18 protein-coding genes are annotated in these 21,357 nt (G+C 47.3%); 7 read left to right on the top strand and 11 right to left on the bottom strand.

What is annotated here, in order from left to right:
* Positions 1–214 precede the first annotated feature (214 nt).
* Positions 215–1,645, top strand: a complete 1,431-nt coding sequence (ptsG, locus tag HGP28_RS01185; protein ID WP_168834601.1) for a PTS glucose transporter subunit IIBC — start codon at positions 215–217, stop codon at positions 1,643–1,645.
* 131 nt (positions 1,646–1,776) lie between these two features.
* On the opposite strand, the gene HGP28_RS01180 is transcribed toward ptsG, so the two are convergent.
* The 5 genes from HGP28_RS01180 to HGP28_RS01160 all read right to left on the bottom strand — a co-directional run bounded on the left by HGP28_RS01180 (position 1,777) and on the right by HGP28_RS01160 (position 5,605).
* Positions 1,777–2,574 (bottom strand): SDR family oxidoreductase, encoded by a 798-nt coding sequence (locus tag HGP28_RS01180; protein WP_168834600.1) that lies wholly within the window; start codon positions 2,572–2,574, stop codon positions 1,777–1,779.
* Positions 2,575–2,577: 3 nt separating this feature from the next.
* Positions 2,578–2,880, bottom strand: coding sequence for a putative quinol monooxygenase (locus HGP28_RS01175; RefSeq protein ID WP_168834599.1), 303 nt, complete (start codon positions 2,878–2,880; stop codon positions 2,578–2,580).
* 186 nt (positions 2,881–3,066) lie between these two features.
* Complete coding sequence (locus HGP28_RS01170; protein WP_168834598.1) at positions 3,067–3,162, bottom strand: MetS family NSS transporter small subunit; 96 nt, start codon at positions 3,160–3,162, stop codon at positions 3,067–3,069.
* 2 nt (positions 3,163–3,164) lie between these two features.
* Positions 3,165–4,655 (bottom strand): sodium-dependent transporter, encoded by a 1,491-nt coding sequence (locus HGP28_RS01165; RefSeq protein ID WP_168834597.1) that lies wholly within the window; start codon positions 4,653–4,655, stop codon positions 3,165–3,167.
* A gap of 530 nt (positions 4,656–5,185) precedes the next feature.
* Positions 5,186–5,605 (bottom strand): porin family protein, encoded by a 420-nt coding sequence (locus HGP28_RS01160; RefSeq protein ID WP_168834596.1) that lies wholly within the window; start codon positions 5,603–5,605, stop codon positions 5,186–5,188.
* A 381-nt stretch (positions 5,606–5,986) separates the two neighbouring features.
* Here HGP28_RS01160 and cydH point away from each other — a divergent pair, with 381 nt between their 5' ends.
* Together cydH and HGP28_RS01150 are read left to right on the top strand one after the other, a co-directional pair.
* On the top strand, positions 5,987–6,079 hold the full coding sequence (gene cydH / locus HGP28_RS01155; protein WP_168834595.1) for a cytochrome bd-I oxidase subunit CydH: 93 nt from the start codon (positions 5,987–5,989) through the stop codon (positions 6,077–6,079).
* Positions 6,080–6,091: 12 nt separating this feature from the next.
* Positions 6,092–7,243: a patatin-like phospholipase family protein gene (locus HGP28_RS01150; protein WP_168834594.1), complete on the top strand. Its 1,152-nt coding sequence runs from the start codon at positions 6,092–6,094 to the stop codon at positions 7,241–7,243.
* On the opposite strand, the gene pyk is transcribed toward HGP28_RS01150, so the two are convergent.
* Positions 7,240–8,685: a pyruvate kinase gene (gene pyk / locus HGP28_RS01145; protein ID WP_168834593.1), complete on the bottom strand. Its 1,446-nt coding sequence runs from the start codon at positions 8,683–8,685 to the stop codon at positions 7,240–7,242. The genes HGP28_RS01150 and pyk overlap by 4 nt on opposite strands.
* Positions 8,686–9,082: 397 nt before the next feature.
* Between pyk and mlc the strand changes: the two genes are divergently transcribed.
* Together mlc and HGP28_RS01135 are read left to right on the top strand one after the other, a co-directional pair.
* Positions 9,083–10,300 carry a sugar metabolism global transcriptional regulator Mlc gene (gene mlc / locus HGP28_RS01140; RefSeq protein ID WP_168834592.1) on the top strand — a complete coding sequence of 406 codons (1,218 nt, stop codon included), beginning with the start codon at positions 9,083–9,085 and terminating at the stop codon, positions 10,298–10,300.
* Positions 10,301–10,505: 205 nt separating this feature from the next.
* Positions 10,506–11,450, top strand: coding sequence for a chemotaxis protein CheV (locus HGP28_RS01135; protein ID WP_168834591.1), 945 nt, complete (start codon positions 10,506–10,508; stop codon positions 11,448–11,450).
* Between the two features lie 103 nt (positions 11,451–11,553).
* On the opposite strand, the gene HGP28_RS01130 is transcribed toward HGP28_RS01135, so the two are convergent.
* The 4 genes from HGP28_RS01130 to HGP28_RS01115 form a co-directional block, all read right to left on the bottom strand.
* A complete protein-coding gene (locus tag HGP28_RS01130) occupies positions 11,554–14,634 on the bottom strand; it encodes an error-prone DNA polymerase (protein WP_168834590.1) in 3,081 nt (1,026 codons plus the stop codon).
* 30 nt (positions 14,635–14,664) lie between these two features.
* Positions 14,665–16,239, bottom strand: a complete 1,575-nt coding sequence (locus HGP28_RS01125) for a Y-family DNA polymerase (protein ID WP_168834589.1) — start codon at positions 16,237–16,239, stop codon at positions 14,665–14,667.
* A 3-nt stretch (positions 16,240–16,242) separates the two neighbouring features.
* Entirely contained in the window at positions 16,243–16,932 is a 690-nt protein-coding gene (gene imuA / locus HGP28_RS01120; protein WP_168834588.1) for a translesion DNA synthesis-associated protein ImuA, read from the bottom strand.
* Between the two features lie 344 nt (positions 16,933–17,276).
* Positions 17,277–18,023 carry a YciK family oxidoreductase gene (locus HGP28_RS01115; RefSeq protein ID WP_168834587.1) on the bottom strand — a complete coding sequence of 249 codons (747 nt, stop codon included), beginning with the start codon at positions 18,021–18,023 and terminating at the stop codon, positions 17,277–17,279.
* Between the two features lie 166 nt (positions 18,024–18,189).
* On the opposite strand from HGP28_RS01115, the gene sohB reads away from it, so the two are divergent.
* Positions 18,190–19,254: a protease SohB gene (sohB, locus tag HGP28_RS01110; protein WP_168834586.1), complete on the top strand. Its 1,065-nt coding sequence runs from the start codon at positions 18,190–18,192 to the stop codon at positions 19,252–19,254.
* A 43-nt stretch (positions 19,255–19,297) separates the two neighbouring features.
* On the opposite strand, the gene HGP28_RS01105 is transcribed toward sohB, so the two are convergent.
* A complete protein-coding gene (locus tag HGP28_RS01105; protein ID WP_168834585.1) occupies positions 19,298–20,338 on the bottom strand; it encodes a polysaccharide lyase family 7 protein in 1,041 nt (346 codons plus the stop codon).
* 253 nt (positions 20,339–20,591) lie between these two features.
* Between HGP28_RS01105 and cmk the strand changes: the two genes are divergently transcribed.
* On the top strand, positions 20,592–21,272 hold the full coding sequence (cmk, locus tag HGP28_RS01100) for a (d)CMP kinase (protein WP_168834584.1): 681 nt from the start codon (positions 20,592–20,594) through the stop codon (positions 21,270–21,272).
* Positions 21,273–21,357 lie beyond the last annotated feature (85 nt).

The raw sequence follows: 21,357 nt of genomic DNA, 5'->3' as shown, positions 1-21,357 counted from the left end.
GTTTTAACGCGTTTTGACTTGTGATCCACAACAGCATTTGAAACTTATTTTCGTAATCTTATAGATATAAACCACACGCTCGATATATATTTAGCGCACCGAAATTAAACCGCAATGTGTGGTTACAATTTTGGTGGGTGCTAACCTTGAAAGGCGACGGGGGTCCGCCGTTAGAACCCGAACACTAAACTATAATCAATCAGGAGCATGTTAGATGTTTAAAAACCTCTTTGCGAACCTGCAAAAAGTCGGTAAAGCGTTGATGCTACCAGTATCAGTGCTACCAGTCGCGGGTATTCTACTTGGCGTAGGCGCGGCGGACTTTAGCTTTCTACCAGAAGTTGTTTCCAACCTAATGGAACAGGCCGGTGGGTCTGTATTCGGCCAAATGTCCCTATTGTTCGCCGTTGGCGTAGCACTAGGTTTCACCAATAACGACGGTGTTGCGGGTCTGTCTGCAATCGTTGGTTACGGTATCATGGTTGCCACCCTAAACGTGATGGGCGAAACCATGGGCGTTGGCAAAATCGATACTGGTGTTCTTGGCGGTATCCTTGCTGGTGGCGTAGCCGCTTGGGCGTTCAACCGTTTCTATAAAATTCAGTTACCAGAGTACTTGGGCTTCTTCGCAGGCAAGCGTGCGGTGCCAATCATTACTGGTTTTGCTACGATTGCACTTGGCGTTGTTCTTTCTTTCGTATGGCCACCAGTCGGTTCTGTTATCAAAGCGTTCTCTAACTGGGCAGCATACCAAAACCCTGAGTTGGCGTTCGGTATCTACGGTATGGTAGAGCGTTCTCTAATCCCATTTGGTCTGCACCATATCTGGAACGTACCATTCTTCTATGAAGCAGGTACTTGTACAACGGCTGCTGGTGAAACTGCCAACGGTATCATGACCTGTTTCTTGACTGCAGATGATGCATCTCGCGCAGCAGGTAATGGTTTTGGTCAGCTAGCAGGTGGTTACCTATTCAAGATGTTTGGTCTTCCAGCAGCAGCGATTGCGATTGCGCATGCCGCTAAGCCTGAAAACCGCGCCAAAGTATTGGGTATCATGCTTTCAGCAGCATTGACCTCGTTCTTGACTGGTATTACTGAGCCTATTGAATTTGCGTTCCTATTTATCGCACCTGTATTGTATGTGATTCACGCAGTACTAGCGGGCCTTGCTTATGTATTGACTAACGCGCTTGGCGTGGTTCACGGTCACACGTTCTCAAATGGTTTCATTGACTTTGTCGTTCAATCACCAAATGCAGAAAATATGCTAGTGCTTGTGGGTCTTGGTCTTGCTTACGCGGTCATTTACTACCTAGTGTTCTCGTTCGTGATTCGTGCACTGAACCTGAAAACACCAGGCCGTGAAGACGAAGAAGAAGGCGCAGAAACTGCAACAGGTACTGAGCTTGCTGGTGAACTTGTTTCAGCGTTTGGCGGTAAAGCAAACATTACTAACCTTGATGCGTGTATCACTCGTCTGCGTGTTTCAGTTGCAGACACGGATGCGGTTGATCAAGATAAGCTTAAGAAGCTAGGTGCTGCAGGTGTTGTTGTGGTATCGGGTGGTGTTCAAGCCATCTTTGGTACCAAGTCAGACAACCTACGTACTGAAATGGACGAATGGATCCGTAACCACGGCTAATCTGTTTGTATTCCATATGATAAAAAGCCAATCAGGAAACTGATTGGCTTTTTACGTTTTGGGGTACACGTATATTTAATCCATTTGGCGATACTGAAGCATTTTGAGCCATAAGCGTATTTTATGATGCGCTATATTATTTCGTCCCACATTCGAGCTTGATAATCCTTGCACCACTCTACCATTTCAGTTGGCAACATAGTGCGAAACGGGTGTGGGTCATCGGAAGGAATCACTTCAATCATTTTGTCTATCATGATTTGTGGTGGGTACTGCCCATCTGGGGCTGCCAGCTGACGCTGAATCGCGCGAATACCCGTTTCTTTGGTAAAGTTCTTTTGTGGATCATACCATTCATCAACCTGTTCATAGATTCGGTCGTTAAATCCAGTACGAAACGCGCCTGGATTGATGGTACATACTCGCACACCAAACTCTTTTAGCTCATCCTTCATGCACTGCGCTATCGCTTCGATTGCGTGTTTTGAGGCGTTATAAGGCGCAAGAAACGGGTAGGTACTGACACCTGCCATGGATGAGACAAATACAATTTTTCCACTACCACGCTCAACCATTTTCTTTGCAAAACCTTGGGTGAGTGCGAGCGGGTTAAAAATATTGGTGTCCATCACCTCGCGTACGTACTCTACTGGGATTTCCGCTATTGGGCCGGTCGCGCCTGTTCCTGCTGCATTGACTAAAATGTCGATATCATATTGCCACGCTCTTTGGTGATCGCGAGGGTCATTCACATCGAGTTTTATGACTTGCATCTTTAGATTCTGGTTTGCGATGAGAGTTTTGAGTTCGGTGGCTTGCTGATAAGTATATACACCTGCAATGATATTGTGACCTGCATTGGCGAGCCCGATGGCTGAGCCAAGAGCCAAACCGGACCCTGCGCCGGTGAGTAAAATCGTTTTTGCCATGAATCAATCCTCAATGTTGTGATATCGGTTGATGGTTACCTCTCCATCTAAGGCATCTTTCAGTTCCTCTACCGCTTTGAGGAGGTGGGGAGTTTTCCAGTGTGCTGCTTCGGCATTGGGAGAGTGCCAAATTTCATAGGGGGTGAAAATATGAGGATCTTGCGCATCTTGCAGGTAGATATAGCTTATGCAGCCGTCTTCTTGGGTTCGTGTATTAAAGGCGAGGGTCTTCAGGGTTTGTTTTGCACTTTCGATATGTTGCGTGTGGCAGCGAAATCTTGCCATGACATACAAGGTGTGCTCCATAGCTTCGACTCCTTTATGGGTTGCGAAATGACACCTGGATACATTTTAGTCGCTTCGCCTTTGAGCGCCATTTGAGAGATGGTGTTTCTCTGAGAGAAGAGGTTATGTGGTGAAATGTACGGCCTTTATATCAAAAATAAAAAGCCACTTACGTGAAGTGGCTTTTTGAATGTCTATTTGACGCGATTAACGCTGTTCCATTGCACGTTTAATGCAGAACGCTGCGCCGCCCCAAGTAATACCAATGCCTATGAGCATCATAACGATAGCACCAACAGTCATGATTAGGCCTCCTGTTCTTGTGGTGATTGAGTTTCCGCTTTGCGGCGGCTGGATAGGTTAATCGCAACAGCGATGACGGTGATGACACCCATAACAACCCAACCTAAAGTGAGATCGTAGCCGCCGTAACCCACAGTAAACATTTCATACAATTTCGTTGCGAGGATCACTGCTAGCATCAGAGGTGTTACAAAGCGCAAGCAGATCTCAAACCATGTACCAACGCTAAAGTCAGAAACTTTGTTGACGTATTCACGAACTTGACCCACTTGCTTCATTAGCCAAACCACAAGCACAATTTCAACCAAGCCACCGAAGATAATACCAATGTTATTGGCAAAGTGGTCGATAAGATCAAGCAGTAATAGACCGCCATTAGTGGTGAATGCTAAAGAAACCACGGCACTAACGCCGACCACCAAGTTAGCCGCTTTGCGACGTGACCACTGGAATTTGTCAATCACAGCCGAGGTGACAGCTTCAATAATTGAAATGAGTGAGCTTAATCCAGCGACTGTTAGAGCAAAGAAGAACAGCGGGCCAAGAATATAAGGCGCGGGCATTAGGTTGATTGCTGCAGGTAATGTAACGAACGCCAATCCAACACCTGCCGATACCACTTCGGTGATCGCAACGCCTTGCTCTTGGGCCATATAGCCAAGCACAGAGAAGATCATGATCCCGGCCATCATCGAGAAACCACAGTTAATCAATACCGTCATAAATGCGTTGTTAGTGACGTCTGATTTTTCTGGTAGGTAGCTTGAGTAAGCCAGCATGATGGCAAAGCCGATACTTAAGGTGAAGAAGATCTGACCATAGGCCGCTGCCCACACTTTAACATCCATGATTTTGCTGAAATCAGGTTTGAACATGTAGTTCACACCGTCTAGCGCGCCAGGAAGAAAGACCATGCGACCTATGAGGATCAGCACCATGATAAACAAAATAGGCATCATAATTTTGGAAGCGCGCTCAATACCAGCTTTAACACCACCTGCAACCGCCGCGTAGGTGATAGCCCATGCGATTAATACGGTAAAGGCGATATTCCACTGAATGTTACCTAAGTTGGTTGGTGAATTATCACCCAACTTTAGGTATTCACTAAAGAAGAATGCGTTAGTATCGGTTCCCCAAGATTGAGTAAATGACATACCCAAGTAAGAGATTGACCAACCGATAACCGCAACATAGTAAACGGCAATAATCGCGGCGACACCAACTTGGAACCAGCCAAGCCATTCAAATTTTTTGTGGATTTTGGCTAACGTGACTGGAGCTGAGCCTCGGTATTTTTTACCTAGGCTGAATTCCAAAATCATAAATGGAATACCAGCGGTGAGCATGGCAAAAATATAAGGAATAAAAAAGGCGCCACCACCGTTTTCGTAAGCCATGTATGGGAAACGCCAAATGTTCCCTAAACCAATTGCAGAGCCGACTGCGGCTAGTATGAACCCCGCGCGGGATCCCCATTGTTCTCGCTTCATGATGTACTCCTTACAACTCCCTGAGGAATGAAGCTTTCCTTGAGCACTACAAGACGATTTTTACTGCGAAAGGAGCGAACCTTGCAACCATTCACCGTAAAACATAAAAACCTTGGTTTGTTTATAGGCTCTATAGAAGGAAATTAGAATTAAATGTTGTTTTTAACAACCTGGATTCGCGAAAGCTGGCATAAACAGCTTTTCGTTAACCGGTAGACTAGCGATTTATTTTGTTTGGTGCAACAGCGAACCTTGTGAAGTCCTGTGAGTGGCTTGCTTGGATATGTTGCATTATTGCAAACGGGCAGGGAAAGGTCGTTACGAAATTCTAAAGTACAGTGTAAAATGCTTCATTTTGGATAATTTCAAAGTAATGAGTCTAAATTCATCTTTAGGCGGACCCTCTAAAAAAATTTGATCAAACAACATTTTGTAAATGAAATGTTAGAAGTGCATTGTTAGGCCAAAATGAGCTTGAAATTGATTTAGTAACTGAGTGTGGAAGCGTATTGAACAGTTGCGAATGCCATTCACATCGACACAGCGGTATTGGCATTATCGTCAACACTGACTCCCAGCCAGCGTAGTTGACTGTTGAATGACACGGTTTCTGAGATTGGATACTCAATACCGGTAAACGCTGAGCCGGAAAATCCCCAGTGATTATCGACCCATGGCGCGTCAAGATAGCCGCCCCCTAAGCCAAGCCCCACATAACTGCGAAACCCATTTTTTAGTGGATAAACCACGCTGCTTTGAAACTGCAAAATGTGCAGTTTCGTTTTGGTATCAATCCGCTCAGTTTTGTTGCGTTGGCTGGCAAGGTAGAGACCTATGCGCCCTTTATCCATTGGGGTCTCGATGGCGATGCTCAGATTAACGCCTGCTTTGATATCGTACCGCTCATCGTTATCGTCTTTGACGTCGCCACCTGCAGTGACGCCAACCATGGGAGTGACCTCAAGTTCAGCAGCATCAACGAAAACAAATGGTATCAGAGAGAAAGAAAACATTTTGAGCAATTTGGTTATCAACGTCATCGTGTTAGCGAAAGGTGTTTTTGATTTCCTTGTAAGATATTTCATTTGATTCTCTTGGCGTAAGTGGCGTAAGTGGCGTAAGTGGCGTTTGGGTTTGCTGAGATTGAGTGGTATCGCGAGAGTTAACCGTAAAGCCGATGGTTAGATCTGCTTCGATTGTGATACCAATGGCATAATTACGCGACTGAATTGGTCAGAACTTGAACATGTCTCACGCAACTGTTATTACTTTGTTACATTTACATGGCTTGCGACATGAGTTTTGTGAGTTTGATTAATTTGGAGGCAGTGATGGAATACGATCTTAAGCTAGCGCTATGGGTAGTCGCGGCTGCATTTACCGTGATTCTCTCGTTTGGGTTTGTGGCAATTACCACGGCATAGTGGTGGTTATTTATGGTAGTCAATAGTGGTGTCGTTACTGAGCAAACCACCTTAGTTAATCGTGAGCGTTTTGCTGGCTACCTCGAAGGCAAAACCGCATTGGTGACCCAAGGTGGTGGTCAGCGTGGTATTTTTACAGCCGGCGTATTAGATGCATTCTTACTCGCCAATGTAGACCCATTTGATGAGTTTTATGGCACCTCTGCGGGGGCGCTTAATCTATGTGCCTATTTATGCCGGCAGTTAGGGTTGGCAAAGTCGTTTATTTTAGATCTCACAACGACCCCCGAATTTTTTAGTCTCTTTTCTTACATTCGGCGAAAGCAATTTCTTGGTATGGACTGGGCGCTCACGCAGATCCAACAGTTTCCGTACAAGATAGATCTTGATCTTGGTCGAATGACCTTGGGTCAGCGCGGTGCGTTTGCCGCAGTGACCGATGTTGATACGCTATCGGATCATTATCTCCCTTTGTTGACCCAGCAGTGGTTCGAAACGCTGCTCGCAACGTGCGCGATTCCGAGACTGTATGAGCATGAAGTCGAACTGAATGGTCAACGATTTGTTGATGGTGGTGTCTCAGCGTCAATCCCAGTACAGGAAGCGTGGCGTCGTAATGCACGCTTAATCGTAGTCGTTCGAACTGAGCCGATTGAGGTTCCTGGGCCCAAACCGACGTCCAATGATCTTAATGATGAAATACCAGCGTGGTTTAAGGAACCTTTGCAAGGCGTGCAAGAGAAGTGGCAGCAGACACTGCTTCAATGGCGACAAGGATGGTCAAGCTTTATTCAGCAGCAGTTTATTCAAGCGCAACAAAATGAGCCTTACGCTCCTCAGTTGAATGGCGGACGTTGGTTGTTCGGCGCTGATAATATTTATCGTCTTAGTCATTTATTGGGAGAAAAGTTTGATGCCAGTTTGGCAGATATGTTGATGGTTCATTATCAGACTTATGATTTAACTCAAACGTTTCTTCGACAGCCGCCCGACGACACTTTTGTGGTACAAATTGCGCCAAGCTCGCCGTTGCGCTCATCGTCTTTGATGAGCACGGCCGAAGAGCTTTTGCACGATTACCAGCTTGGGCTGGAAGCAGGGCAGCGTTTTATCACTTTATATCACTCCATGTTGACATCATCAGCTGCCGCTCGCTCGGCTTAATCGACCTCTAGAATACGCATACAATTGGTAGAGCCGATCACGTCCATAATATCGCCTTGGGTAATGATCACTCGATTACCAGACTCAAGTAGTCCTTGTGTTTTGAGCGTCAACAGTGCTTTTTGCGCTGTCGCGACGCCCCCATCACCTTGTGAATCGAAATAGATCGGAGTGACGCCACGATAGAGGGCGCAATGGCGAAGACTTTCTTCATGACGAGATAGCGCAAAAATCGGCAAGCCGGAACTCAGCCGTGACATGAGTAACGCAGTTTGGCCTGATTCTGTGAGTGAAATGACAGCATCGATTCCAGGCATATGATTTGCCGCGTACATGGTCGACATTGCAATCGTTTCTGCCTTACTGCTGAAAGGGTGTGCTGGCGGTGCGTGGCGTCGGTCAGTGACGGCGGTTTTTTCGGCGCCTAAACAGACGGCGGCCATCGCGGTTACCGTTTCAACAGGGTATTGCCCGGCGGCAGTTTCACCCGACAACATCACAGCATCGGTCCCATCCAGCACTGCATTGGCGACATCCATGACTTCGGCTCGAGTGGGCATCGGACTTGAAATCATCGACTCCATCATTTGAGTTGCTGTGATCACGGCGCGATTTAATCGACGAGCGTGCCGTATCAATTTTTTTTGTACGCCAACGAGCTCAGGATCGCCAATCTCAACCCCAAGATCGCCCCGTGCCACCATGACGGCGTCGGACGCTTGAATAATCTCATCCATCGCATCATCTGTCGCAACGGTCTCAGCACGCTCGACTTTCGCCACAAGACGCGCATTGAGCCCAGCATCTTGAGCCAGTTTTCGAGCGTACATCATATCGGCGCCATTGCGGGGAAATGAAATGGCCAAAAAGTCGACGCCAATTTGCGCGGCAGTAATAATATCGTTGTGATCTTTTTCAGTGAGAGCGGCTGCGGAAAGCCCGCCTCCGAGTTTATTGATCCCTTTGTTGTCGGACAGCGCGCCACCGATCATGACACACGTATTGACTTGGCTTCCGGTGACGCTGACCACTTTGAGTTGAATGCGCCCATCATCGAGTAACAACACATCGCCTTCAGTGACATCTTCAGGAAGCGTGGTGTAATCCAAACCGACGCCGCGTTCGTTACCAGCGCCACGTGCCATTGCGCTATCTAAAATAAAAGGCTCACCTACGCGTAGCGTTATAGCGCCCTTCTCAAAAGTGGATATCCGTATTTTAGGGCCTTGAAGATCGCCGAGTATGGCGACATGCTGTCCTATTTTCGCTGCAATTTTTCGCACATTAACGGCACGTTCGAGGTGCTGCTCTGCAGTACCATGAGAAAAGTTGAGGCGCACGACGTTGGCGCCTGCGCGTAAAATTCGTTCTAACACGTCGGCTTTATCGGTCGCAGGACCGAGCGTTGTAACAATTTTGGTTCGTCTAAGGCGCGGTGTCATGACCACCTCCTTTTCAAAGATGAGCGAGCAAAGATACTCATGAGTGTAGTGGTATCTTATTGAAGTTCAATGAGGTTACGATAAATTTTGTGGAGAAAAAAAAGTGACGTAACAATCACATTCTGTGCGCAATGAAAATGGTAGGTTTGTTGCGTTTTATAGGATGAATGTATGAGTTAAATGTCAACAAGGCCGTTGTTTTGCTGATTTGCCGGGCAAGTTAGGGGTATAATGGATCAAATTTCGATAATTTTACTGCGTTGAGCGCAGGTAATTTGACTGAAAACACAAACCATCACCTTTGAACGTGATGCGGGTCACGGCGCTGACGTGTTGCACTTCACAATTACTTCGCAAAGTAAAAAAATTGTCGAGTTATTACTGTGTGGAGTACGAGATGTACATGGCTCAACCCGGCCACATTGACCATATCAAGCAGGTCAATGCAGGTCGTGTATATAAACTTATCGATCAAAAAGGGCCGATTTCTCGAATTGATCTGTCTAAAGAGAGTGAACTTGCCCCGGCAAGTATTACTAAAATTACGCGCGAATTGATCGAGGCGCATCTCATTCATGAAACCACAGTGCAAGAATCCCTAAGTCGTGGACGGCCTGCGGTCGGCTTGCAGGTGAATAATCAAGGTTGGCAATTTTTATCGATGCGACTCGGGCGTGGTTATCTGACGATTGCGCTTCATGAGTTAGGTGGTGATGTACTCATTGACACGAAAATTGATATTCACGAGCGAGATCAGGATGATGTACTTGCTCGGCTGCTGCACGAAATTGAAGAATTTTTCCAAACCTATGCAGAACAATTGGACCGCTTAACCAGCATCGCCATTACTCTGCCAGGCTTGGTGAACTCAGAGCAAGGCATTGTCCTGCAGATGCCGCATTACAACGTTGAAAATTTAGCGTTAGGCCCTGAGATCTATAAGGCGACAGGTTTGCCAGTCTTCATTGCCAATGATACTCGTGCTTGGGCATTGGCGGAAAAGTTGTTTGGTCACTCTCAAGAAAATGAAAACTCGGTGCTGATTTCGATTCACCACGGGTTGGGTGCCGGGATTATTCTGGATGGACGTTTACTCCAAGGGCGCCACGGTAATATTGGCGAGCTCGGCCATATTCAAATCGATCGCAATGGTAAGCGTTGTCATTGTGGTAATCGAGGCTGCTTGGAAACTGTCGCCAGTTCAAAAGCGATTCGTGAGCAAGTCGTTGAGCGAATTCGAAATGGCGAGCCGTCATCTCTGGCATTGCAAGATGAAATGAGTATCGAAAGCATATGCGAAGCTGCAGCAAGTGGGGACGCACTTGCGGTTGATGTGATTGAACAGCTTGGAGAGTATCTTGGTTCGGCGATTGCGATTGTGATTAATCTGTTTAACCCAGAAAAAATCCTAATTGGCGGCGTGATAAATCAAGCGAAAGAGGTTTTATACCCATCAGTACTACGCTGTATTCAAGAGCAAAGTTTACCGGTTTATCATCAACATTTGGAATTGGTTGAGTCGCGTTTTTATAAGCAAGCGACGATGCCGGGGGCCGCGTTGGTGAAACAGGCACTGTATGATGGTGAGTTGCTGATGAAAGTGATTGAAGGTTAATCGGCGATATCTAGGCTTGAATGTTGATGCCGTTAACGAGCTTGCTGTTAATTGATTGCTCCCTCTCTTTTGTTCCGCTATGGTATCAAGTAATTGATGCTGTAGCGGTTTTCTTGTTTTTGTCGCCAGCAAAATGATGTATCAATATCATGGTTACCGAGCGACAAGACGCTCAGGTACCCTAAGCCACGGGATCAGGTGAATAATGTCGAATGTGTTAAATAGCGTCGATATGCGAACAAATTTGGTGGGCGAGAATCGACTCGAGTTATTGCTTTTTAGTCTCAACAGTCGGCAGATTTTTGCTATTAATGTGTTCAAAGTTCGTGAAGTGCTCAAAATGCCGATGTTAACTAAGTTGCCGGGCAGTCATCACCACATTTGTGGTGTCGCGTCGCTACGAGGTGAGGCGGTACCTGTGATTGATTTACGACAAGCGATCGGTTTTCCTCCACAACGTGGCGAAGTACTTGAAGAAAATCTGATCATTACCGAATACAACCGAACTGTGCAGGGCTTTTTGGTTGGACAAGTGCGCAATATCATCAATACCGCTTGGACCGAGATCCAACCGCCACCGAAAAACACCGGACGTTCGAACTATTTAACTGCGATCACCCAAGTCAAAGAAGGGGACCGCAGTGAGATTGTTGAAATTATCGACGTAGAAAAAGTGCTCGCAGAAATCGTCCATTATGACGTGTCGATTTCGGATGGGGTACTTGATGCCCAACTGGTCAATGAGCTTCATGGGCGCCACGTTCTGGTTGTCGATGATTCATCGACGGCACGCAATCAAGTGCGCGATACGCTTGAGCCGCTTGGGGTAAATATTATTGAGTGCGGTGATGGTCTTCAGGCGTGGAATTTATTGAAGCGCTGGTGTGATGAAGGCAAAAACTTAGAACAAGAGCTTCTTATGTTGATAACCGATGCCGAAATGCCGGAAATGGACGGTTATAAACTCACTCGAGAGGTGCGTCAAGATCCTCGTATGTCAAAACTGTTTATCACTTTGAATACCTCGCTGAGCGGTAATTTCAATGAGGCTATGGTGCAAAAAGTGGGATGTGATCGTTTCATTTCGAAATTTCAGCCCGATCTCTTAGTTCAAGTGTTGCAAGAGCGTCTGCGTGATATTTTGCGCTGATTCCATTATTGAGCTGCGGTTTATATTTAAGTCATTTGGGTATAAATATAAACCGCGGCTTTTAAGTTCTTTCAATGCGCATGCGCCTCAAACTTACCATCGACTAATGGAAATCTCGCGAGCGAGTATTTAGCCCGGTAAGGGAATCGGTTAAATCCTCAAGTCGCCCTGCGACGATATGCAGCACATCGCCTTCTTTTTCAACCACGCCTTTTACCATCAACAGTTTTGCCGTGAGATAAGCCTCTTTTTGCGCGCGAGCGGTGGCTTGCCAGACGACCACGCTAATGTTGCCCGTATCGTCCTCTAAGGTTAAAAATGTCACTCCTGCCGCGGTGCTAGGAGATTGTCGCCCGGTGACCAATCCGATAACCGTCACCAAAGCACGGTCACGACACTGCGCTAATTCAGCTCTACGGGTAAAGCGGGGCAGTTTCCCTGCTTGCTCAAGTTGCGTAATAGGATGCGCCGCGAGGCTAATGCCTGTGCTGGCAAAATCTTCTAGAGTATTTTGCCACTGACTTGGGGCTTGAAGTGTGTGTTGCGCACTATCTTCAAGACCACGAAACAGCGGCAGCTCACTTAAATTGTCCATCGCCTGCCACCGAGCTTGAAAGCGATCGCCATGCAGTGTGGCAAAAGCATTTGCTGACGCGAGTTTTTCAATGTCGCGACCGACATTGGGTAAGTTTTTGACTTGCGTGAGGTGCTGATAGCCGGTTGTTGGCCGCGCATCGATAACCGTGCGAATTGTCGCACTGCTAAGGCCTTTTATCATGCGAAACCCGAGCTGAATGGCAAACGAACCATCTGGCCGTAGGGTCAACTGGTGATCAGAAGATGACTGATTGATGCAAATCGGCAGCACAGCCACACCATGGCGTTGAGCGTCTTGCAATAACTGAGAAGAACTGTAAAACCCCATAGGTTGGCTGTTCAGTAGCGCGGTATAGAAGGCGGCAGGGTAGTGATATTTTAACCATGCCGAACAATAGGCAAGTACCGCAAATGAGGCAGAATGACTTTCAGGAAAACCGTATTCACCAAAGCCACAAATTTGCTCAAAGAGGCGTTCGGCAAACGCAGACTCGTAACCGCGAGACAACATGCCACTGATGAGTTTGTCTTTAAATCGCATCACGTTACCATGCTTTTTCCATGCAGCCATGGCGCGACGCAGCTGATCGGCCTCACCGCCAGTAAAGCCTGCAGCAACCATCGCCAGTTTTATCACTTGCTCTTGAAAGATCGGCACGCCAAGGGTGCGTTCAAGCACATCGCGCACCTCATCTGACGGGTAATCAATCGTTTCAATACCTTGACGTCGCTTTAAAAAAGGATGAACCATATCGCCTTGAATTGGACCTGGGCGAACAATAGCAATTTGAATCACTAAATCGTAATAATTGGCGGGTTTTAACCGAGGAAGCATGCTCATTTGCGCGCGCGATTCGATTTGAAAGACGCCCACCGTGTCGGCCTGCTGGATCATGCGGTATACGTTTGTATCGTCTTGCTTACGGGTAATATCTGCGATAGTGAGTGCTTGCTGGTAATGGGTTTCAATAAGTTGAAAACATTTACGAATGGCACTTAGCATGCCAAGCGCAAGTACATCGACCTTTAGCAGTCCGAGACTTTCTAAATCGTCTTTATCCCACTGAATGATAGTGCGATCTTCCATTGCTGCGTTTTCGACTGGCACCAGTTCATAAAGAGGACCGGCAGAAATGACAAACCCACCGACATGTTGCGACAAATGGCGCGGGAAACCGATGATTGCCTCCACTAAGGTAATAAACTGTTGGCCCTTTAGTGTGTCTGAACGCAAACCTAACTCGGTGATTTGATCTTGCCAACTTGTACTAGTGTCACGGCGGTGAATATGTTTGATAAAAAAATCGAGCTGAGTCTCTTCAATGCCAAGCGCTTTTCCCACATCACGCACCGCACTCTTAAAACGATAGCTGATCACGGTTGCCGCTAGCGCGGCGCGTTCGCGACCGTATTTTTGGTACAGGTATTGGATCACCTCTTCACGTCGTTCATGCTCAAAATCGACATCGATGTCGGGCGGCTCGTTACGCTCTTTGCTGATGAATCGTTCAAATAAGACCGAGATCTGACGAGGGTCTACCGAGGTAATTTCCAAGCAATAGCAGACAATCGAATTGGCGGCAGAGCCACGGCCTTGGTATAAAATGCCGCGATCTTTGGCAAACATCACAACATCATGAATGGTCAGAAAAAAATACGCGTATTCAAGCTCTTCAATTAGCGCCAGTTCTTTTTCTATGATGCCTGCAATCTCATCTGGAACCCCGGTATGAAAGCGGCGTTGTGCTCCCTGAGCCACAAGTTGGCGTAAATAGCTCATCGGTGTGTGGGCTGGTGGTACGAGTTCATGGGGGTATTCATAACGCAAACTGGCAAGATCAAAGTCGCAGCGTTGTGCAATGGCAACCGATTCTGCGATCCACTCTGGACGAAATAAGCGCTGCAGTTTTTCTTTGCCCCGTAACGACTGCTCTGCATTTACCAAACGATGATCGCCCAGTGTATCGACTAAAGAGTGGTGTTTTATTGCCGTGAGAGTGTGCTGTAGTGGTAAACGATCGGCGTGGTGCATCACGACACCTCCGCAGGCCGTGATGGGCAAATGAAACTGTTGGGCTAGGGCTTCACAGTGGCGAACATAGGCGCGGTCGTCTTGTTTTAAATGACGTTGTAATCCAAGCCATAAGCGGCCGGAATGATAGCGCGCCAGCCACTTTGCCCATTCTTCATCACTGGTTTGGTGGCAGGGTAGCCAGAGAATAAAGCAATGTTTGAGTGATAAAATATCCCAGTCGAAGAGTTGATAATGACCTTTATCACTGCGACGGCGCGCGTTGGTGATCACACGGCAAAGCTCTGCGTAGGCATGGCGGTTTGGTGCCAGTAGTACCAATTGGCACTCAGAGTTAAGCCAAAACAGACTGCCAATGAGAAGCTTGATTGAAAGATTATGGTTTTTAATTGCGCTGTGCGCTCGCACCACCCCAGCAACGGAGCACTCATCGGTAATTGCGATGGCGTGGTAACGCAAAAAATCCGCTTGCAGCACCAGCTCCTCGGCATGGGAGGCGCCAGTTAAAAAAGAAAAATTGCTTTGACAGAAAAGCTCAGCGTATGAATGACTCATTAGGGTGACCAAACAGCTAAATATCAAAAGTTACGCAAAAAAACCATGGCAGAACCAACGCTTAAAGGGATCACGAAAAATCCATAACCATTGGCCATGCTCGGTGCGTGCAATGTAGTAGTCCCGCATGATGGCGTCGCCATCCCACCAACCACTGACTATTCTTTCAGGCCCATTCATCAATGCGATGGTGTCATTTAAAGGCTCTGGCTCAGGCAATAAAAAGCTGGGTCGTAAGCGGCGAGTCAGTGTGTGCGTTTGCTGCTCTTGTGCCTCGCTGAGGCGACTTTGCTTCTGATTGGCATGATGATGAGAAGACTCCTCACTGCGCTGAACATCAAGCGCATTGACTAACAGTGATGCTTTTTCTGGTCGAGGATCGCTGATAAGTCGAGGGCGCAAGACCGCATCCCCCCCTAATTTGGCTTGCAATACACTGATCAGCTCCAGCGACGACATTTGGCCACTTTGTTGCGACAGCAGATCGCAACTTGTCCCTTGTTGCATACCGTGACGCGTTAGCTCAAGAGTAAAGCGAATTATCGGGGCGGGCAGTCGAAGAGATTCTAATTGTAATGTCGCCAGTGTCATCCATTTGCACGCCAGATACTCCCCTTGGGCGGCGTGAAATACGACGGCTGTATTGACGTGCTCTCTGTGGTGTAAGGTGAGCGTTAATTCATAAGCCAGCGCATCTCGCCATTTTAAAAAACGTTCCAGTTGCTCAAGCGCGCGCGTTAGGGGGCGAGTTAGCCATTGCACATTATCGTATTCATACAATAACTCTTGGCATAAAGAGAACTGTTCCGGCGGCCGATAAAATGAGTGTGGGTGTTTTAGCTGGCCTGTGAGGCGGCCAATATAGTTAACGACCTCAATATCAAATCGACGAGCCAACTCGGTAAGCGACAGTTTGAGCAGTGCGCCCAGTGTATTAATCCCGACACGACGTAACATGTCCTTGTGGCGTTCAGATAGCTCTGCATGCTCTAAGCTCTGTTTGGCAATAATGGCATACCAGTCATCGCGATGATGACCAAGAAAAAAGGGCAGTGCGGCTTGGCTTTGTGCGTCGTCGCCATCGCGCTGGTAAGCGTTATGCGAGACATTCGCCACAGTCGTGGTGTGCTTGCTCAATGCGAGCAACTTTGCCGCCAAAGGGGTGTGGCCCAGTGCGGCACAATAGCGCACATTTTGGCAACGCAGATGATGTTCTATCATCGCCCAGTAATGTTCCACGCTGTGATAAAGCTTGAGCATCGGTGTCACGCGAAGCAAAAGCCCGCAAGGAGGGATTAGACATATCTCCGCGGTGACCAAATAAAGCCACTGCGCCACGCCTGCTAATAAAGACTCGGTATGCTCCAGATGGTAAGGGTGTAATTCGAGGGAGTGACACATGGCAGCAGCGCTGGCAAGACCAAGGCCTGGCTGAATTCCCACGGCAAGAGCGGCGGAGTTGCACTGACACAATCGCATTGTTTTCTTATCAATAATCGCGATGGGCTGAGTGTTCTCGCTATCAAGTTTATCCAGCTGTAGCGCAGGAAAATGCAAATAGAGCCACAAGGGATCCGATGGAAGAGTCAAGTGAGGCGATACCATGCATTACCCTTGCTTGGTACGCGCAAAGGGAAGCACGGTTGAGCCATGATGAGATATCGGCGCGTTGACAAGGCTTGGATAGTGAGTTGAAAAATCCAGCTCAAGGCTGCCATGAGCAAAGCCGCCTTTGCGTTTTCGCGCAGTAATATGCAGACCTTTTGCTGTGGGCTTTAATTGCAAAGTCAGTGTGACGGGCAGTGAAAGTCGAGTTACAGCGGGGGATTTATGAATAAACAGCAGGGCGTTGCCTTGACGACTTGCCAATTGTAGCCGTTTGACGTGATGAATTTCTAATGAGTCTTGCCACAGCAGAACGTGGCGACACGCGCCGCTTTTAAGGCACTGCTCTGCGGCCCATAGTGCTTGTTGCGCGGTAGCCGGTTCAATGATCAATACGCGCTCTAGCGCGATATCAAGAGTGTTAAAAAACGCCGCCTGAGTAACAAACGGCGGCTGGATCAGCGCGATGTCACCAGGTTGTGTCTGTAAATAAGGTGCCAACAGGCGCAATTCACCAATACCGCAAAGTGATTCGATTTCCACCACACCTTGGGCTGGGTATCCGCCGTGCAAGAGTTCATCTAACGACGCAAACCCAGTTGAATGGTTTAGTGGCTCATCACCTGTGAGGGGCGCTTGTCCAGCTTGCCAAATCCATTGACGTTGTTTGAGAGAAAGAAGCGAATCGTGCATAGTAAATACCTGTGTTTATATACAGTATATTTGTACTAATTCGAAGCGCAAGCTTTTTCAGTGGTCAGTGATCTGGCAGTCGTGATTATTTATACCCAAGTGACTTCAAGATGCTGGATTCAGAGTCACTCATTGGGCTGAGAGCAAGGCAAACAACGCAGCGAAATAGCGAGTCTATTTTCAAGTTGTTTAACGCCGCTATCGGTTCAGTGATTGGCTCCCAAGGGGCGAGCTGTCTTGGCTCATCAGCTTTGTTGACGATTTTCGATTGAGAACCACTCAATCTTCAAATCCTCGCCTCACTGACAAACCAAGTCATTCTCGCTGAACCATGCATCTTGAGGTTACTTGGGTATAGGCTGAGCGTCAAAACACTGGCCGTTAAACTCAGTCACGGTAGGATCCATTAGCTGTAAATATAACGGCATGATATCTAATGGTGTTTTGAGAGTGTTGGCATCTTCGCCTGGAAAGGCTTTTTCACGCATTCTGGTACGAGTACCACCGGGGTTAATGGCGTTGATCCGCATGGTTGTATCACTGTATTCGTCAGCCAAGATCTGCATCATGCCCTCAACGGCAAATTTAGATACGCTGTAACTGCCCCAAAACGCTCGACCGCTATGACCAACGGTGGATGAGGTGAAGATGATCCGTGCAGCGGCTGACTTTTGCAGTACAGGCAACAGGGCCTGAGTCATTAAAAATTCGGCTTTGACGTTAATTTGCATGACAGCATCAAATTCATCTTCATCAATCTGTTCAAAGGGGCTTAATGTGCCAAGCACGCCAGCGTTATGCAATAAACCATCAAGACGGCCAAATTGATTCTCAATGGTTTCTGCCATATCAAGATAGTGCTGCTTTGTCGCGCCTTTAAGATCCAAGGGAATGATCGCCGCTTGAGGATAACCTTTGGATTCAATTTCATCGTAAAGAGATTCGAGGTTGGCAACATTACGCCCGAGTAAAATCACAGTCGCGCCCGCTTGAGCGTAACTGAGCGCCGCTTGGCGGCCAATACCAGCGCCAGCGCCAGTGACGAGAATAACGCGATCTGCGAACGCGTTTGGAGCAAGAGTGTGGAGCACGTGGAAGTCCTTATATCGCTTTTTTGGGCGGTATCGTAATGATATCGCTAAGAAAGGTTTGGTTATCGTGACAGGATGATTACAATAGCGTAAAGGGCAATTCTTTGACAAGGCCATCACGAACATTGAGTGCCTTGATGCAATCGTATAACCAGAGGAACTGAATTTGGAATTTTTGCTAGATTACGGCCTGTTTTTGGCCAAAATCGTGACGTTTTTAGTGGCGGTTGTCGTGCTGTTGGTATTGGCAAAGTCGCTTAATCACAAAGGCGCCACTGCTAAAGGGGAATTGGAAGTTGTTAACCTATCTGAGCAATACAAACAAACCGTGGAACAGCTTGAACATCATTTGCACGATGATGCGTTCTTGAAGCTGCGCGACAAAGCGAATAAGAAACAAGAAAAAGAGCAAAATAAACAACGCGAAAAAGAGATGAAGCAGAGTGCGAAATCCGGTGACGCACTGAGCGACACAAGAGACGCGCATGTTTTTGTGTTGGACTTTCATGGCAGTATTGATGCCAAAGAGGTCGCTTCGCTACGCGAAGAGATCACCGCGGTATTGGCCGTCGCTCAACCAGGCGATGAAGTCATACTGCGCCTTGAAACCGGCGGTGGCATGGTGCATGGCTACGGTTTGGCCGCTTCACAGTTAGAGCGCGTTAAACAAGCGGGCCTTCCACTGACGATTGCGGTCGATAAAGTGGCCGCAAGTGGCGGCTATATGATGGCGTGTGTTGCCGATAAGATTGTTTCTGCACCTTTTGCAATTATTGGCTCGATTGGTGTGATAGCTCAGCTGCCAAACTTCAATAAGCTACTTAAAAAGCACGACATTGAATATGAGCAACTGACAGCGGGCGAATACAAGCGCACATTAACCATGTTTGGTGAAAATACCGACAAAGCACGTGATAAATTCAAAGCTGAATTGGAAGAGACCCATCAACTGTTCAAAGACTTTATTCACCAACATCGCGCAGCATTGGACTTAGACACGGTTGCAACAGGTGAGCATTGGTTTGGCACGCAAGCCAAAGCGCTTGGGCTGGTGGATGATATCAGCACGTCAGATGACTTGCTTGTGGCAGCAGCGAAAGAGAAAACGGTGCTTTCCTTACACTATGTGCAAAAGAAAAAGCTTGCGGATAAATTGGCTGGGATCACTGGGAAAATGGCTGAAAGCGCGCTGCTGAAGTTGGCAGAGCGCGGTCAAAAACCGATTGTATAAAACAACACTCACGCGACTTAAAGGTCGCGTGAGTTCTATTATCTTATTGTTTTAGCTCAAGTTGGTAGAAGCTGGCTTGCGCATAATCGCCCGCTTCCATACCACGCCATTGGCAATCTGAGCTGCTTTTTTTGGTATTACATTGGTTGTAAACACCCGCTTTGTAATACATCCAATCATTACCGTAGCCTTGGTCAACCTCGTGACCTTGGTAGCCGCCTTTCGCTAAGTCAATATCATAGGTCTTGATGACTTGGTTAGCTTCACCCGGATTTTTAGTAAACGTGAGGTGCATGATGTCACCTTTCACCTTGATAGAATAAGCAAAAAGTTCACCAAGCTTGATACCATCTTGTGGATCGGCATCACCTTCGCGCAAATTGTATTGACCGAAGATATCGTGACGAATGTCTTTGCGCAGTTTTTTACCGTTTGAATCTTTGGCGTTTTGCAGTTCTTTAGGTGGGTTAAGTTCGTAGTTCCAGGCTAATGAACCAAACTCATGCTCCGGCAATTTACGGTATGAAATCTTAATGGGTTCGTTTTTTGAACCATGAATTTGACCAATGACAACCGCAAACGCGCCGTTTTTCTTGTAATTGCCGCTGCTACTGACTTTATCGATAGTAAGGGTCGCATTAAGCTCGCCACCAATCGCGCCATATTCTTTCGCATCAGGGTGTGATGCGACAACAAAGTTATTCTTTGGCTCGCCATAGTCGGTTGCCAACATGGCGCGCAGTTCGCTTCGTGTATTTTTGCTGTTGGGCGTTGTTGGTGCCTCGTTTGGTGCGACAAAAACCACAGCGCCAGTTTGAGGATCAGTATAAAACCACTGAGGGTGGACATAAGGAGTTTCGCGATTGCTCAATTCCGGTTTGGCAATTTCTAGGGCTTTGCCTTTTCGGCTTCCTTCGGTTTCCAGCTCTGGCAGAGTGATTTTCCAATTGCTCATATCAAAGTTTTGTGCCGGTGCTTTTGCTGGGTCAAGGTTGAATTTCGTTGCCAATGAATCTGACGCTGTCGCTATATTTGCGCTTGCAAGCAGGCTCATCGTTATTAGGGATAGGGTCATTTTTGTCATAACAGATCTCATTTATTCACGTTTTAAAAACCCATGAAGAATACAATAATATTGTATTACAAATTGTGATCGAGCAGGAAAAACGGCAAAAAGCTGCGCCACTAATAGAGCAGTCAACCTTGGTACAATCATCGCTATCGGGTAAAGACATGGCAATTTGAGGTGGTTTCATATATACTTCGCCCCCGTAAAATTAACTAAGGCATGGCAATTGGCGAGAAAGCCAAGCTCATGCACTAACGTGGAGAAGAACATGTCTGCCAAGACTCTCGTTGTCACTGTCGATGGCCCTAGTGGTGCTGGCAAAGGTACTTTATGTATGCTCCTTGCCAAAAAATTGGGTTTTCAACTACTCGACTCAGGGGCAATTTATCGAGTGTTGGCATTAGCGGCTCTTCATCATGGGGTTGATTTGGACTCGGAAGAGGCTTTGGTGCCATTGGCAACGCATCTTGACGTGCAATTTGTTGCCGAAGGTGATTTGGTCAAAGTGATCTTAGAAGGTGAGGATGTCTCTGGCGAATTGCGTAAAGAGCAAACGGGCATGGCCGCTTCAAAAATTGCCGCTTTTCCTCGAGTGCGAGAAGCTCTTTTGCGCCGTCAACGCGCCTTTGAAGTCGCCCCAGGCTTAGTTGCCGACGGTCGCGATATGGGTACTGTGGTGTTCCCATCTGCGCAAGTTAAAATCTTTTTGGACGCCAGTGCCGAAGAGCGAGCGCAACGCCGCCTCAAACAGTTGCAAGAAAAGGGTCTTGATGTTAGATTTGTTGACCTTTTGAGCGAGATCCAAGAGCGTGACGACCGAGATCGTAACCGCCCTGTGGCGCCATTGCGCCCAGCAGAGGATGCGCTAGTGCTTGATTCTACTTCGATGTCTATTGACGAAGTGGTTGAAAAAGCAATGAATTATATTGAATCTAAACTGGTGGATTAATCCGGCCAGTGCAGAGCGTTGGTCGCAAGGATGATGACCGGCGGAATTAACAACCCCACGCGGTAGGATACCCGTGGACGTTTAC

Origin of the sequence: Vibrio agarilyticus (assembly GCF_012641465.1) — a bacterium.
GTDB classification, from domain to species: domain Bacteria; phylum Pseudomonadota; class Gammaproteobacteria; order Enterobacterales; family Vibrionaceae; genus Vibrio; species Vibrio agarilyticus.
This window is presented reverse-complemented; position numbering and strand designations above follow the sequence as displayed.

Bases quoted from the DNA above. Each gene is read 5' to 3' on its own strand.
- HGP28_RS01135 (WP_168834591.1), top strand. From the start codon at position 10,506: ATGTCGAATGTGTTAAATAGCGTCGATATGCGAACAAATTTGGTGGGC.
- HGP28_RS01105 (WP_168834585.1), bottom strand. From the start codon at position 20,338: ATGACAAAAATGACCCTATCCCTAATAACGATGAGCCTGCTTGCAAGC.
- HGP28_RS01180 (WP_168834600.1), bottom strand. From the start codon at position 2,574: ATGGCAAAAACGATTTTACTCACCGGCGCAGGGTCCGGTTTGGCTCTT.
- HGP28_RS01130 (WP_168834590.1), bottom strand. From the start codon at position 14,634: ATGAGTCATTCATACGCTGAGCTTTTCTGTCAAAGCAATTTTTCTTTT.
- HGP28_RS01175 (WP_168834599.1), bottom strand. From the start codon at position 2,880: ATGGAGCACACCTTGTATGTCATGGCAAGATTTCGCTGCCACACGCAA.
- HGP28_RS01125 (WP_168834589.1), bottom strand. From the start codon at position 16,239: ATGGTATCGCCTCACTTGACTCTTCCATCGGATCCCTTGTGGCTCTAT.
- HGP28_RS01160 (WP_168834596.1), bottom strand. From the start codon at position 5,605: ATGGTTGGCGTCACTGCAGGTGGCGACGTCAAAGACGATAACGATGAG.
- cydH (WP_168834595.1), top strand. From the start codon at position 5,987: ATGGAATACGATCTTAAGCTAGCGCTATGGGTAGTCGCGGCTGCATTT.
- mlc (WP_168834592.1), top strand. From the start codon at position 9,083: ATGTACATGGCTCAACCCGGCCACATTGACCATATCAAGCAGGTCAAT.
- HGP28_RS01170 (WP_168834598.1), bottom strand. From the start codon at position 3,162: ATGACTGTTGGTGCTATCGTTATGATGCTCATAGGCATTGGTATTACT.
- HGP28_RS01150 (WP_168834594.1), top strand. From the start codon at position 6,092: ATGGTAGTCAATAGTGGTGTCGTTACTGAGCAAACCACCTTAGTTAAT.
- ptsG (WP_168834601.1), top strand. From the start codon at position 215: ATGTTTAAAAACCTCTTTGCGAACCTGCAAAAAGTCGGTAAAGCGTTG.
- pyk (WP_168834593.1), bottom strand. From the start codon at position 8,685: ATGACACCGCGCCTTAGACGAACCAAAATTGTTACAACGCTCGGTCCT.
- imuA (WP_168834588.1), bottom strand. From the start codon at position 16,932: ATGCACGATTCGCTTCTTTCTCTCAAACAACGTCAATGGATTTGGCAA.
- cmk (WP_168834584.1), top strand. From the start codon at position 20,592: ATGTCTGCCAAGACTCTCGTTGTCACTGTCGATGGCCCTAGTGGTGCT.
- HGP28_RS01165 (WP_168834597.1), bottom strand. From the start codon at position 4,655: ATGAAGCGAGAACAATGGGGATCCCGCGCGGGGTTCATACTAGCCGCA.